Origin of the sequence: Latilactobacillus fragifolii (assembly GCF_905332535.1) — a bacterium.
GTDB lineage: Bacteria > Bacillota > Bacilli > Lactobacillales > Lactobacillaceae > Latilactobacillus > Latilactobacillus fragifolii.
Genome location: NZ_CAJOCF010000002.1, coordinates 232,068 through 247,031 on the forward strand (window position 1 = coordinate 232,068; position 14,964 = coordinate 247,031).

Sequence of the window (14,964 nt, forward strand, 5' to 3'; positions counted from 1 at the left end):
ACATACTTTCTTTAATTAAGGCGCAATCGTTAGATTCCAAGTGATTGTTGTCGTATATTTTGTTTTTTGGCGTTTAGTTGTCGCTGGTACATGCAAACTAATACTATAATCAGCCGCTTGTTGGTCACCAAAATGATAACTATAAGTAGCGAAACCTGGATTATCATATTGGTGGTTGTGGGTGTTGTCGGCTACCGAGCCTGCAGCATAGTCGCCTTTTTTATGATAGGACACTATGGTTTGTATCTGGTTACTTGGAACTAATGTAAACTGTCTTAAACTATCAACTTGATCAGTTGCGGTATTTTGATTATCCGATGTTAGCTGATCAAATTTCGCATTATCAAAATGTAATTCAGCATTATTTAAACGAACTGTTTGTGATTTGTTTTGTGCATTCAAAATGGTTCCTTCAAATTGTTGAGCTTGTTTAACGCCAAGAGTCCAATCTTTAACGCCATAATAATCAGAAATTGAAATCCCGTATGGAATTTTAGTTCCCTTAGTGTCTTTAATAGCTTTTAAATAATAAGTCGCGTCACTGTCGTGGGCAAGGTATTGCCCAAAATCAAAATCCTTTGGCGCTGAAAAGTTTAAACCAGAACGTTCATATCGAATTGTAATAACTTGTGGTTTATCTGTGATTACAGGATTAATATCCTTAATTTTATAAAAAGTTGCCTGATTTAAATTAGTTTCATCGGTGTAATCAACGGCCACATAATCTTTAATAAAGGCGGGGCGAATTTGATTAGGGTCTAATTCATCACTTACATTGGCAGTAGTTAAGTCAGAAACTGATTTCCCAATAGGCCCGGTGACGGTAACTTCTTGATTACCAATTTCTTGATTGGTTTGACGATCAAGATATTTAAAAATAATCGTACCGTTCTCGATATTCTTAACATTAATATCAGCTTCATTACTATTGCTTGTTGCATCTGTCCCAGAATCTGTTTTTCCAGATAATCCTGCAGTATTCTTAATTGGTGTTTTCGAATTAACCAGTGGTTTAGCTTGATTATTAATTTTAACTTTAAAGTCTATTTGAGCAGATTGCCCTTGTTTCAAAGCTTGAATTGTTAAATTATTTAAGTCATTAGATGTATTTCCCGATTGATTGTCACCAGTTATTTTTACTGATCCAGGTATTAAGTCAACCTCTTTAGGTAGAATATCTTGAAGAGTCCCACTCTTTAAACCTTGTGGGCTAGCGCTATCAACGGTATATATTAGTCGATAGTCAATCGTATCACCGATATGACCATCAACTGTATTTTCAAATGTATTTAGCTTATTAGTTGTTTCATTTTTAACCTGTTTTGTAAAATTTGATTTATAAGGGATATTTTTAATATTGATATCTGCTTCATTACTATCTTCTTTGCGAAAACCATCACTTGTATTCCCAGATATTTGCCCAGTATTTTTTATAATATCTCCGGCATTTGCTTTGCCATTAATCTTAGCTTTAAAATCAATTTGGACTTCCTTACCTGAAGAAAGCGGTCCAATAGTTGTGTTTATAACTCCTTGCCTAATTGATGTAGTCCCACCTGTCGTTTTAATTGAACTAGGGTCAACATCCAAGGTGTTAGGTATATTATCTGAAATAATCCCCGAATTAAAGCTACCTAAACTAACTTTATAGTCTATATGGTACGCAATAGTGTCACCTACGTGAGCATCTACGGTATCTTTATATGCTGTAATAGACCCATCAGATAAAACATTAGCAACTTGTTTACTAAAATTATCAATATAATTTGTTTTTTCTACAGGTATTTTAACCGAAGAGTTTTCACTCAAATTATTATTGTTTGATCCTAATCCTGAGGCGCTCATTTCATTAATAACTGTTTTTCCAGAAGCTGTGCCATTAACCTTAGCTTTAAATTTGACTGTCACACTACTATTATCGGGAATCGATTCATTAGTTTTAACGGTTAATTTTCGGGTACTTGTATTGTAGTCACTACTTGGGAGTGAACTTTCTTTGCCATCTATAGATAGTTTCAGACTATTTATATCTATATCTAATTCCTTTGGAACAACGTCATCGATTACGACATTATTCCATTTACTCTTATAACCTAAATTTGTCGCGGTAAGACTAAACTCTAGATTATCCCCTACTCTATTTTTGTTATCCTTACTAGTTAAATTAGTAAATTTTTTATTTGCTTGAGGAATAACGGTCGGCGCTCCCATAGCAGCTAAATCAATTCTATAATGGTGAACTTCACCAGGCTTAAAAGTTTCCCAACCCCATTTAGCAGAAAAAATATTGGGTCCTGTCGAAAGAATTTCTTGCCCTTTGTTAGTTTTATTTTCTAATCCAGTACCTGAAAAATCAGCCGGTGTATAGCCGCTGTATATATAACCTGCGTTCAATCGCCAATCGTTTGCAGGATCTATGGCCCCCTCCGTTGGATGATTAAATAAGGATACGGTGTAATTCAGTGGTCCATCTGGCACGTCAGTGTTATAAGACATTTTGTAAGTGCCATCGGCTGTATATGCCCCTAATTTCCCACCAGAAGAATAAAACGGACTATTCTCACCATCATTAAGTGAACTATGTTTACCAAAAATGATTTGACCAGTTTGATTAGCATTATTCATATTCTTTAGATATAAATCTACACGAACTGTAGTTGAATTTTCTGACGGTCGTAAGACTTCTTCTAATTGGAAGCCTTTATATTCACCAACTACTTTAAGAGCAAGATACTGCTGGTTTCCTAAATGCCCATCTAAAAAGCCGTAGTAGTATTTAACATTTTTTAAAACAGAATTTTTATATTGTCCAGTTTCTGGAGCATGAAAGGAACTATTTTGAACTGTTGGTTTTGTATTATTCTTATTTTGATTTATTCCGAAATCATATGAAGATTGCATGCCTGCTGATCCACCCCAAAAAGCAGATACATAATAATTAAAATGAGCCTGATAATATAGATTTATTTCAGGAGGAATCTTTATATCAGTATCACCAGGGCCAAAGGTATAAACTAGGGTGCCTTGTTCTATTGGAAATGTATTAACTCTTGTACGAGTCCCGTCATACCAATTACTAATGCCATCATTGAAGTCAGCGGCTAAAGCTTTATTATTTTTTAACAGAACACATAGAACTATTAGACTAAAAGTAAGGACAATACTTAAAAATAGTTTAAATATTTTTTTCAACTACAATTGCCTCCACGGTATTTTTAAGGCTCACAACTCATGAGTTGTGAGCCTTTTGACAAAGAAGGATTTTTTATGATTTCAGAAAACTAATAAATTTATTTATAAAACAAAAAAATTCTAAATACATCGCTCAGCCATTGATTTTAAAGGCTTTTTCCAATAGATAGTTGCCAACTAATGTTATATAAAATATACTTGCAAATAATTAAACAATGGTATAAACTAATGTCATAGATAAAGTTCGCAACTCATAAGTTATGACCTCCCATTAATGATTGTAAAAAAAGATTTTTTCAGAGGATAATTTGTAACCTCATCGATATTAGTTCCTCAAAGCCAGCAGCCCTAAACGACGATCTTAGTCTTTAACAATAGGAATTAACTTTTTCTAGCCGCTTGCTACTATCAAGATCAAGTCAAGCTAACTGTTGATGGTAAATTGATAACAACTAGTAAGGTTTATACTTTTAAATTAATCAACAAAAAAATCTCCACTATTCAAAAAGCGGGTGTAACACCGAGAATCGGTATTACACCCGCTTTAATTTTGTATAAAAGTACTTGCAGTAATTAGTTGCCAGCACGTCCCCTTCGTTAACTCAAAATTGTCTGTTTGGCGGTGGCTGCATGCAAAAAAACAATGAGGAGATCGGCTGTGAATTTGCTAGCGCATCGTTGCAATTAACCCCAGTTGCTTTGAAGAAAGCTACTGGTTGGGTAAAAGCACAAAAACATAAAAAAAGGCGCAAATTAAAGTGGACTACCAGATAATTTTTAAAAGTGAAATTACTTGCATTTGATTCCATAATTAAATACTCACAGATAAAATTGCGGGTTCCGCTTAAAATAATCCTCAGTATCAACTTCTATGCGAACTTTTTCAGTCATGTTTCAAAAATATTTTAAAGAATCATATCCAAATGTGGAATATTATCTTCAAGATAAACTTCAGAAATTGGTTCAAAACCAAAAGCGCTATAGAAATTTTTTAAATAAGCTTGCGCTTGAATACTAATTTGCTTATCTGGAAAAAGTTCTTGTGTTTTTTCGATAGTTGCTTTAACTAATGCTCTACCATATTGATTTTTCCTGAATTGCTTAGGGACCAAGACACGCCCAAAGGTTGCCTGCTCGCTATTTTTATCAATAATCCTCGTATAGCCAACTAAATTATTTTCACTATCTTTTATTATCAAATGATATGCATGCTTGTCTTGAGCATCAATTTCTTGATAGGGACAATTTTGCTCTACAACAAAAACTTTGATCCTTTCTTCTACAATTTTATAAAACTCTTGAACTGTCAATTCGTCTAGTCTTTTTACTTCTACTTGCATGTCATTACCTCCTAAATGAAAAACAAAACGCCAATCAACTTCTTCACGCTATCCGGCGTGCCCTAGTAGAAGTTGATTGACGCTCATAATAATATTAATCCGGGGACTAATATCGAGTTATATTATCGATTTAAAATCATTATATAATGATTTCGCTAGCTGTCAAACTATTTTAATTAATAGCCAAATAACCACCATGAATCCAAACCGACATTTCATATATTATTTTTAGTACGCTAATACTGGCTATTATGATAACTTGTTTGTGATTCATTACTTGACTCACTTGAATAAGCCCCTAAGTCATCATCGATCCTTACTTATTTCGTAAGCCATTATAGCGCGATTGCGAGCCATTTGATGATCAACTATTGGCATTGGGTAATCCTTTCCCAGAACAACACCAAAGTCTTTTTGTTCAATTTGGGTTAATCGACTCGGATCGAAAATTTTATTATTTGTAATTTTAGTAAGTTCTGGTAAATATTTTTTGATAAAAGCCCCTTGTGGGTCATATCTTTTAGCTTGAGTAGTTGGATTAAAAATTCTAAAATAAGGCGCACTATCAGTGCCCGTTGAAGCCGCCCACTGCCAACCACCGATATTACTAGCTGGATCATAATCAATTAAGCACTGTTGAAAATACTTTTCTCCCCAACGCCAATCAATTAATAAGTCTTTCGTTAGAAAAGAAGCCACTAGCATGCGTAAGCGATTATGCATCCAACCGGTCGTATTTAATTGCCGCATTGCTGCATCGATAATTGGATATCCCGTTTGACCGGCCTTCCACAATTCAAAATCCTGTTCATTGTTACGCCAATCTATATGGCGGTAACTATCAATAATCGCTTGTTCTTTTTGATTTGGGTATTTCGCATATATCATTTGATAAAAGTCCCGCCAACACAATTCTTTAATAAATGTTTGTTGGCCTTGACTTTCCGGCAACTGGGCCACGGCATGATAGATGGTTCTAATCGATATTTCACCGGTTCTAATAAATTTTGAGAGTTGGCTCGTCCCATTCAAATTTGGAAAATCACGGTTATTATCGTAGTCTTCGAGTCCATTTTTTATGAATTTTGTTAGTTGGACTTGGGCCCTGTTACTGCCTAGCATTTTTAACCTATCTTCGCCGGGATTACCGGATAAACTAATTAACCGTTTTTGATCCTCAAAATAGGCTTTACTTGTATATTGATTAATCGGCAAAGAAAACAATTTATTCACGCTAGGCTTGGGCAGCTGACGCCACTGCTGATAGTATGGTGTAAACATCTTATAAGGCTGACCATCCGGTTTAGTCACATCATTGACACTATGGAGTGTATAGTCTAGGTACTGATGGCTTTTGACACCTAATTCATCTGTAAAAAATTTAGCGACTTCTTGATCGCGCGCAAAGCCAAATCCGGATTCAGCCATATTAAAATAGACATCAGTCCACTGCGGCAATTTTGCTTTTAATTTCGAAAAAGCCACTCGTGGTGTTCCGTATAAGATATTTAACACGATGCCTTGTTTTTTAAGGTTATTTTTAAAGGCTAGTACACTTGAGAAAAAAGCTTGCTGATTCATACTTGATTGCTCAATAATTTGCGCAAGATTAATGTTAAAGACTAGTACCACATCCTCGGTATGCGATAAGGCATTCCACAAAGCAGTATTATCATTTATTCTTAAATCGCTTCGAAACCACATTACTGAAACCAAAATATTTCCTCCTCAAAGTGAAAAATAACCAATTTATAAAGCCGCCTACGGTAAAATAGGCGGCTATTGAGTTTTTTTAAGCACGGTGTTCTACCTTTTTAATACCGGAAAAGATTTCAGTTGACTTAGCATCTAGGGATTCTTTAATTGCCAAATAGGTTTCCTTACCTTTAGTTGTAATTTCAAGTTTAACAAGCCGTTGATCATGAGGATCGTCTCTGCGCTTACGGAGATAGCCCTTGGCTTGTAATAGATTTAATTTCCGCGAAACTGCCGGGTGGGAAGTTCTTTCGGAATTCGATAAGTCACCGGGGGTTAACGACGCATTTTGGTAAAGCTGATCGAGTATTCTAAATGTCGTAAAACTAAGCCCGTAATCAGCGGTAATTAAGTCTAGCGAATTAATTATTTGCTGCACTTCGCCATACCACTTGATTAGTAATTCAATATTGTTTTTCGCCATGGTACACCGTCCTTTTTCAGTTGTTGGCTAGGTTGCTTTCAATGACTGCTAGACTAAAGTTAAGGGTCCGCAAGTCTTTGATAAGTTGATTTATTTGACGATCCGAAGTTTCCTTAAAAAGCTGATGATTGTTGCGCTGAATGCTAGTATTAACTTCCTTAAGTAATTGGGTTCCCGACGCTGTTAAGACTAAGTTAAGCGATGGGTGATTGTCAAGGTTGTAGCCTAAATTACTAATGTAGCCTTTTGAAGAAAGAACTTTAACATAATGTCTAACGGTTGGTTTTGAAATTTTTAGAGTTTCCGAAAGTTGGCTCGAAGTAGCTGTCTTATTGGCAGATAAAGCCGTTATTATTAAGTATCCGGCACTCGAGATGGGGCACTGCTTAAATAAATAACGATCAATTTGGCTAATGTTTCGACTTAAAATTATTAATTCTTGGCATAATTCCATAAAGGCATGTCTTTCCTCTCTATTAAAAAAGAAGCTGATAAACATCAGCTTCTCAGTTTAAAGTGGTTTACTAATTACTTGGTGTTGCGGCATCCGCAGACAAGGTCCACGTTAGTTTAGCTTGGTAAGTAGCTGGTGATTGAACGGTCGCGCTTGCTGGTAATGATAAGTTAATATCAGCGGGGTTCCAAGCAAAAACATCGGCCCCTGACCCTTCACCATCTTTTGCTTGGGCTACTAAAGCACCATTATCCTTTGTATCGGCGGTTAACGGTACGTTGATATTTTCGGTAACTGCGCTAACTGGTTTAGCGGTTGCGTCAGTCTTCCAATCTTTATCTTGGGCTTCACCGGTTAAATCGTAAACCGCTTGAGTTTGAGCCTTGGCAGTATTCTTGAAAGTCAAATTAGCGTCAGTAATCGCTCCATCGGGCATGATATTCCCAGCGGTATCAATGCGGTTCAAACCACCGTCAGCTTTGACGAATAGTGACCAAAGACCGGCTTTAGCGGTGATACCTTTCTTATCATCAGCGTTAGTCCGGCTAACTTGCTTATCAACCACTGTGGTCCACGTCATCCCTTGAACATTTTCTAAGCCCTTAGCGTCATTTGAAAGCGTTGGGGTTAAGTTCGTGTCTTTTTCCTTGTAGCTGGCAAAACGGTCGTTACTACTATTACCAGTATTTTTACCATCAGCAGTAAAGTTAGGGTAAGCTTTGTTAAATTGAACATGGTTCCCAAAGTCTAAGATTGAAGGCACTTTTTGAAGTCTCAAGTAACCGGTGTTCGGATTAGGACCAGGGTTACCGAAAGAAATCCCGGCTTCAGTATCGGCTGTTTGTGGCAAAGCAGTACCACCGTTGGCGTCAGCATCGTTATTGGGGGTTGCGGCAAATGAAGCGGCCGGTACCATGAAAGCTGATAAAGTTGTTGCGCCTACTAAAGCAGCGCTTGTCAATTTTGTGAATTTCATCATGAAATTCCTCCCTTTGTTAATTTTTGCGATTCAATCGCAGTTTTTTATACCTCATTAAGTGACTAACCTTAATAAGGGGCATAAACGTCCATGAGAAATACGTTACTAACCCAACGGGTTAGTTAGAAGTTACATCGTAATGTTGGTGATGCTGGTTAATTCAATGTAGTACTTAACCGCAAACACAATGCTTGTAATAAAAATGATTGTTAGCACAAGGACCAGCGCAATCATGACATAGTTGACTTTTTTATAGCCAAAGCGATTAATTAATTTTTGCATCTTTTAACCTCGTTTTCTTAAAGTAGATTAAACAAGTGATTAACAGTAACAACCCACTAAGGCCCGCCATTAAACAATATTGCAAGACTAAATATCGATAATTGTGGCGGTTAATAAACCGCGCCTGGGTTTTCGTAATTTTAACGGTCTTATTGAAGGTATGGTGATTGTTATGACTATCAATTTTAACTTTTAGCTGGTAAATCCCAGGAACTAGTCGTTTACCACCGAGCAATAAATTATTATCGAAACGACTATTCGGCGCGATTTTAACGTGCTTTCGGATGACACGATAATTAAAGAAATGGTATTTTTGATTGACTAGCGCCATCGCTAAGCGCCCGTTTAAAATATACGCTGGATCATGATTGGCCAGCTGAACACTGATTGCCGGTTCTTTTTTAGGGGACACCAGGCGGACTTGAATGTTATCGGCCGATAGCCCTTTTTGGTGGGGCGGTTTCAGTTTTTGGCCATTTAAGACCAAACCAATAATATACACATACCGATTTTTAACAGCGGCCTTCCCGGCTGGTTGGTCAGCAATTAAGTTGAGTCCGATGGCCTTTTGGCCAATAAAGCCCCTTTTAGGAACTGCAACTTTAAAATGAACCAGCTGGGTTGCTTGGGCCGGTAAGGTAATTTTTTTAGGTAATGCAATAAACGTCGTGCCTGGTTGCTTTAGTAGTTGCGGATCATCTGGATGCGTCCCTTGATAATCAAGAGACCCATTATCATTAGTGGTGGCATTATAAGCCTTACTTTTAATATGAATCGCTTGATTAGTTGGATTGATGACCTTAACCGCTAGATCAAGTTGTTGATGTGGTTTAACTGGCAAGTTGAAATAGCCTAAGTGTTGCCCACCAATATTATCGGGGGGTAACTGCGGGGCCACCATAAACGTCACCTTTTCAAAAGCGTGTGGCGGTTTATGGACCGCTTTTTTAGCGTGCACCGGTGTGACGAAGATACTTAAGCTTAAAATGAAGATTAAAAGAAGATAACCTTGAACCTGCTTATAAATAGGTCGGTACATTTTCATCAGCCTTTTAACCGTAATAGCCGTAGCCAAGCCACTAATGCGAGTAACCATAGTACGCCGGTGGCGCTGGCAATCCAAAGCCATTGGTTAACGGGTTTTTTAAGTGCTTTTTGATTAATGGTATTCGCTTGACTAGCTTTAACGGTGAATTTTTGATTAATCGTCCAAGTCATCGGTAAATGATTCCAATAATTTTGCCCAATAATTTTAGCGTGCACCGTATAAATGCCGGGTTTTAATTGATCGTAAGCCCATGAAACCGGTAAGGTGACTGAACTATTCGGATTAATCACCCGATTAGTGGCTTGATAGGTATACTTAGACGCAAATAACCCCTTTTTTTCAACCGAAGCATTGATCGAAACATTGTTAAGGACCATCGGCTGGGTATTCCGTAATTTGACCCCTAGTGCCGGATGACTATGGTATAGAATTGGTTCGGTTTTAGCGTATTTTATTTCAGGATAAACATGATAGGGACTACCTTGTAAAATTAGCCCCATGGAATAAGCGTAGTTACTAGCCACGGAAGAACGGTCGTTCTTATTCCCCTTCATGTTCTCGATAAAGTACCAGTCGCCGTAAATCATACCGCGGTATTGATTAGCTGGCATTTTAACTGTCGCTCTAACAAATCGGGTTTCTTCCGGTTTGAGCTTAAGCGTCGCGCTACCTTGAAGCTGAACGAGTTTGGTTAGCGGGATCTTTAAACTTGGATCGAGGTTGTTGTCACTGGGAGTAAAAGCATCTGCCCCACCGAAACCGGTAATCGCATTCCGAAATTGACTATGGATGGTAATTGTCCGCTCAGTATAGTTTTGAACTTGAAGCGTGATTTCATGGGTCGTACCTGGTTTAAACCTTAAATTGAAATAATTTAAGTTACGGTTAGTTTGATTTTGGTCAAAAACCGGTTGAATACTAAAATCCGCATTTTGAGCGACCGAAGCAGCTTGCGCTGGGTGGCCAACGGCCACCAATAGCCCTAATAGTAGTAGACTCCAACCACCTAACCATTTAAGTTTGCATTTCAAAATAAACACCTCAATTAATTTTTAGGGGGCCACAGATAAGGACCACGTTAAGGTCGTTGTATAATCAGTGGCTTCCCGTTTGGTACTTGCCGGAACATGGAGGCCGATACTATAACCAGCGTTAGTCTTGTCGCCAAATTGATAAGCAAAACTCTTCACACCTGGGTTGTCATACTGCGTTCCAGTTGGATTCTGATCATGGGCGGTAACGTATGTCCCAGCGTTATGGTAGCTCATCAAGGCGGTTGGGGTTTCATTACCAACGGGCAACTTAAACTGATCACCGCTTAATAAATCCAGTTGATCGCCTTGTGGATGGGTATCTTGGCCATCATCGCTTGTTTTTTGCGCGTTAAGGTGCGTGAAATTTAATTGAGCGCCACTTAAAACAGTCGCCTTTTTAGTAGTTGGATTAATACCCGTGAACTGATGCTTTTGTTGAACTTTTAAGGTCCAGTCCTTAACGCCATAGGCGTCATGAACGTCGATTGTATAAGGTTTAATCTTCCCACTAGCATCCCGACGCGCTGGTAGATAATAGGTCGCCTCAGTTTGACTCGTATTATACTTACCAAAGTTCCAATTCTTAGGGGCTTCCATCGAGAGAGCCGCTTTTTCATAATAGTAAGTGTACGTTTGTGGTTTTTGTGCAATTACGGGATCCGCTTTAGTTGTTTGTTGGATGGCTTGATCATCAACTTGTTCCTTTATCACGGTATAACCGTCAATATAAGCCGGTGCGAGTTGGTCTTTGGTGTATTCAGAAACTTTATGACCAACTTTACCAGTCACTTGAACTGGATCGTGACCAGCAATTTCTTTGCCGGTATCCAGATCAACATATTTAAAGTTAACCGTGCCGTCTGGGTTAGCCGCCGTGACTTGCGCATTGTTGGTTTGCCAGTTGGGGAGTTGGTGATCTGGGTTCTTCCCATAACTAGAACTTTCCATATAAGCAATGTTCTTAAAAGTGGTCCTAGCCGGTGCGGCTTGATCTAAATGAACTTGATAAACAATATCAACGTGCCCCCCGGGCACTACTGGATGGCTGAGTGCCACGACTTGTTGACTATCAGGTGTTAGCACTTCCGTCTGATCGTTGATTATTTTATTATCAGCATCATAATAGTTGGCGGTTACTTTCTTGAGCGTTAACCCTTGATTCAGTTTGTTATCAAATGGATCTGAAAGTTTAATTTCATTTAACTCAGGGTCCTTAACATCTTTGTTCGGCTTAATTTGAACCCGATAGTCCAAATCAGAATCAGGACTAGCTTCGAGTTTATCGGTATAAGCCGAGTCTTTATCCGAAGCTAATTTAACCTGTTTAATCATGATCGGATCAGCATAAAGATCAATATTAGCCGTATTAGACGTCCAACCCTGACCATCATTATCACCATCAGCAGTACTAATAATATGGGCCGTGTTAGGAATTACCGTCCCAACGGGTGTAACTAAACTAAAAGTATTAACAGTAAAGTAAAGGTCAATATAAGCCCCCTCACCAATTTGGTCTGATTTAAACTTCTTCGAGAAATCTATTGTATTGGGAGTAGTGAAATCATTAGCCGTTAGTTTTACCCGTTCATCGGAAGAACCATCGTTGTGGTGAATAACTGCATAGTTTTCTGAATCTTCATCAAAATTGACAACATCAGTTAAATCATTATCTTTAAAAATAATGTGATTGGTTGAGCCTGAAGAAGTATCTAGGTGAATATGGTATCTAAACTGGTTACCGGGTAATCCTGTCACACTATTTTTATAATCTGAGTCTTTAGGATCAGGGACTTGGTTTAGGTCAACGACCTGTTTAGTTATTTGGGGCGAAGCACTGGTAATATCAAACTTGTACGTTTCGATATTAGTATCTAAATGAAACGCATCAGTCCCTTTGACATTGACTGTATGGGACCCTAAAGCTAAATCATTGCCTAATTCCATATTGAATTTCCCAGACTTGTACGAATTTACTTGTTCGGTAGTCCCTTTTTGCCAGTTTCCACCATCTAACTGGTAATAGATATCTGTCATATTTTTATCTGCAGTATAGTGTTCGCTGGAAGACACACTACCAGTTATTTTAACCGCTTGATTAAGCGGATAAGTTTTGGGAAGCTGATCAAGTTTTAACGTAGGCGGCGTCACTTTTTGATAAATTTGTAATGTATTGGATTGAACGGATTGTAACCCAGCTGTTGAACCATCCTTATAATGGGCTTGTCCATTATAAGTCAGGGTAACCCATTTGTTATATTGATCCGGATTACCACTGCGTGTGACGTCAACATATTGAATATCACTTTTACGATTTTCTCCAGAAGTTGGCTTGTGAGTAACATTTTCTTTTGTAAAAAAATCTATTACTCGGTCAAAACGACTAGGATTATCAATAAACTTTCCATCTTTAGCAACATCAAAATTAATTTTGCGCTCTCTAAAATTAGTCCCTGGAAGCACTTTTGTTTGCGAACCAGTCTCGTCAAATTCATTATCTGGATCTGAACTGACTAGCTTTGTATTAAAGGTGTTTTTATTATCCCAAGGTGACATGTACGCAGACCAAGTATCTACATTACTACTTTTTACATGCCCTAAATCCATTTTATTCCTATTGACTACTGCGTCATCAATATTATCTAATTTTCCATCACCTTTCCCTAAAGTAGGGGACAGCAAACTATTACTTGTATAAATATTATAATCAAGTGAATATTTATGAGTAGGTGATGGCGGTAATGTTTGGCGCGTTAATATTTTTTTTGGACTATCATCTGCACCGATAAATACGTCTGGATTTGTTTGTTTATTATATCCCATGTTTTCAAGTTCTTTAGTAGAGTAGTTACCAGAATATTGAGATAAGTCAATGTCAAAATGACCAGACGCTTTACCATCAATATCACCAAATGCCCCTAATAGTTTCATAACACTAAGTACAACTAGAGGATCTTGCTTATACCGATATCCTAGACTCCCATTAGGATGCTTGTTTAGATTAACCCCCCGAACCCCAACATAAATTCCTTGCGGGTCTTCCTTTAGATTAATTCCAGTAAAATTAGGATATGGAGTAATCGGATAATTAATATCAGTAAAGGGTAAGTCAATAATTCCTAATGCTGAAAGTACCAAGTCACTGGCTGCTCCTGAACCTGAATCTGAAAAATCAAAAGATTTTGCCATTGATTCAATATCCGTCGGTGTAGGGAATTTAAACCTAACATAGCATCCATAGGCACCAGAATAATAGTTAGTTCCAACAGATCCAAAAGGATCCAAAGGATTAACAACTCTTGCCCTAAAGGGAAAATAACCTGATATATTAAAAATACCATTATACCAAGGCGTGATGGCGTTTACGGGCTTATATGTTAAATCAAAATGTCCTTTATTGAATAAAGCACCATCATTTAAAGAAAGTACCATATGTGTCATATTTTGGTAGTCATTGTCTTTATGATTAAAAATACCCCCCTCACTCTCAGGCACACCAAAGGTTCTTTCAGCAACTGAGGTTAAGTACTGCCGATTAGAATCCAACCTATTCGCTCCAATATCTTTCTCCGTCGGATATTCAGGACCAACACTATTGCTATCAGCGTAGCGTTTAACTAAAATTGAATTTTCTTGATAAAAATGCTTACTATCCAACATCTGTGTAACTACGTTATCAGTTTCCACTTTTGGAAGGTTAACATCTTCATTGCCCTTATGAACAATATATGTCTTCCCATCATTTGAAATCCTTAATTTTCCAGGATTGTGTGTCAGCAACCACTGTTCTGCTGACGAGCTACTACTATCAGCAGCTACAACAGAATTTGTGTATGAACATAACAAAAAAAGCAACAGTAATAGACCTACCAAGAAAGAGGCAATATTAATCAAACTTTTTTTAGATTTCAAGAGAATATCCCCCTTAAAGTAGCTTGTTTAGACTACAAGTAGCTTAAATATTTGCGAATTGAAACAGATAATTTAAAGTACCTTACCCTATTGATATTATTTTAATTAAAGAGTACTAAACATGATGTCAATCTCATTATTAATTTTGTAATCTTAGATAACGTTTTTTATATCCGTTTAAATGTACGAATGATATCATATTTACATTCACCTATTTCTAAATAAGGGTCACAACTCAAGAGTTGTGGTCCGTTAAATTTATCGTTGTGTAGCACACACAATATTTTCTTTTCGGAGATAAGAATAATTTCTTTAAAACAGGCTATCGACCCTTATAAAACAGTTTTTCAGTAATATTTGCGGTAGAGAAAATTATATAAATTAAACTTGCATTCCATTAATCAATGGGGTAAAATAGCTAAGAAATAGAAAGACCGCAACTCTTAAGTTGTGACCTTTAGTCTGCAATAGTAAACGTATAAAATCCTTATAGTTCAAGTATCTTATTAAAGCTTGTTCTTTAATAAGATACTTGAACTATATTCTG

The 14,964-nt window shown here is 37.3% G+C and carries 11 protein-coding genes; 1 reads left to right on the forward strand and 10 read right to left on the reverse strand.

The window, feature by feature from the left end; all coding sequences use genetic code 11:
- Nucleotides 1–15: 15 nt before the first annotated feature.
- A complete protein-coding gene (locus J7Q78_RS03840) occupies nucleotides 16–3,192 on the reverse strand; it encodes an isopeptide-forming domain-containing fimbrial protein (protein ID WP_208422922.1) in 3,177 nt (1,058 codons plus the stop codon).
- A gap of 630 nt (nucleotides 3,193–3,822) precedes the next feature.
- Here J7Q78_RS03840 and J7Q78_RS03845 point away from each other — a divergent pair.
- Entirely contained in the window at nucleotides 3,823–3,966 is a 144-nt protein-coding gene (locus J7Q78_RS03845) for a hypothetical protein (protein ID WP_208422923.1), read from the forward strand.
- A 131-nt stretch (nucleotides 3,967–4,097) separates the two neighbouring features.
- On the opposite strand, the gene J7Q78_RS03850 is transcribed toward J7Q78_RS03845, so the two are convergent.
- The 9 genes from J7Q78_RS03850 to J7Q78_RS03890 form a co-directional block, all read right to left on the reverse strand.
- A complete protein-coding gene (locus J7Q78_RS03850) occupies nucleotides 4,098–4,532 on the reverse strand; it encodes a GNAT family N-acetyltransferase (RefSeq protein ID WP_208422924.1) in 435 nt (144 codons plus the stop codon).
- Nucleotides 4,533–4,838: 306 nt separating this feature from the next.
- A complete protein-coding gene (locus tag J7Q78_RS03855; protein WP_208422925.1) occupies nucleotides 4,839–6,248 on the reverse strand; it encodes a cryptochrome/photolyase family protein in 1,410 nt (469 codons plus the stop codon).
- A gap of 76 nt (nucleotides 6,249–6,324) precedes the next feature.
- Nucleotides 6,325–6,711, reverse strand: coding sequence for a MarR family winged helix-turn-helix transcriptional regulator (locus tag J7Q78_RS03860; RefSeq protein WP_208422926.1), 387 nt, complete (start codon nucleotides 6,709–6,711; stop codon nucleotides 6,325–6,327).
- A 16-nt stretch (nucleotides 6,712–6,727) separates the two neighbouring features.
- On the reverse strand, nucleotides 6,728–7,210 hold the full coding sequence (locus tag J7Q78_RS10120; protein WP_407929553.1) for a MarR family winged helix-turn-helix transcriptional regulator: 483 nt from the start codon (nucleotides 7,208–7,210) through the stop codon (nucleotides 6,728–6,730).
- A 25-nt stretch (nucleotides 7,211–7,235) separates the two neighbouring features.
- Entirely contained in the window at nucleotides 7,236–8,141 is a 906-nt protein-coding gene (locus J7Q78_RS03870; RefSeq protein WP_208422928.1) for a WxL domain-containing protein, read from the reverse strand.
- A 132-nt stretch (nucleotides 8,142–8,273) separates the two neighbouring features.
- Nucleotides 8,274–8,426, reverse strand: a complete 153-nt coding sequence (locus J7Q78_RS03875; protein ID WP_154243400.1) for a hypothetical protein — start codon at nucleotides 8,424–8,426, stop codon at nucleotides 8,274–8,276.
- On the reverse strand, nucleotides 8,410–9,471 hold the full coding sequence (locus J7Q78_RS03880) for a DUF916 domain-containing protein (RefSeq protein WP_208422400.1): 1,062 nt from the start codon (nucleotides 9,469–9,471) through the stop codon (nucleotides 8,410–8,412). Before J7Q78_RS03880 ends, J7Q78_RS03875 begins: the two co-directional genes overlap by 17 nt.
- Complete coding sequence (locus J7Q78_RS03885) at nucleotides 9,471–10,505, reverse strand: DUF916 and DUF3324 domain-containing protein (protein ID WP_208422401.1); 1,035 nt, start codon at nucleotides 10,503–10,505, stop codon at nucleotides 9,471–9,473. Before J7Q78_RS03885 ends, J7Q78_RS03880 begins: the two co-directional genes overlap by 1 nt.
- Nucleotides 10,506–10,526: 21 nt before the next feature.
- A complete protein-coding gene (locus J7Q78_RS03890) occupies nucleotides 10,527–14,417 on the reverse strand; it encodes a WxL domain-containing protein (protein ID WP_208422402.1) in 3,891 nt (1,296 codons plus the stop codon).
- Nucleotides 14,418–14,964: the final 547 nt, after the last annotated feature.

Bases quoted from the DNA above. Each gene is read 5' to 3' on its own strand.
- J7Q78_RS03845 (WP_208422923.1), top strand. From the start codon at position 3,823: ATGCAAAAAAACAATGAGGAGATCGGCTGTGAATTTGCTAGCGCATCG.
- J7Q78_RS03850 (WP_208422924.1), bottom strand. From the start codon at position 4,532: ATGCAAGTAGAAGTAAAAAGACTAGACGAATTGACAGTTCAAGAGTTT.
- J7Q78_RS03860 (WP_208422926.1), bottom strand. From the start codon at position 6,711: ATGGCGAAAAACAATATTGAATTACTAATCAAGTGGTATGGCGAAGTG.
- J7Q78_RS10120 (WP_407929553.1), bottom strand. From the start codon at position 7,210: ATGTTTATCAGCTTCTTTTTTAATAGAGAGGAAAGACATGCCTTTATG.
- J7Q78_RS03870 (WP_208422928.1), bottom strand. From the start codon at position 8,141: ATGAAATTCACAAAATTGACAAGCGCTGCTTTAGTAGGCGCAACAACT.
- J7Q78_RS03875 (WP_154243400.1), bottom strand. From the start codon at position 8,426: ATGCAAAAATTAATTAATCGCTTTGGCTATAAAAAAGTCAACTATGTC.
- J7Q78_RS03880 (WP_208422400.1), bottom strand. From the start codon at position 9,471: ATGAAAATGTACCGACCTATTTATAAGCAGGTTCAAGGTTATCTTCTT.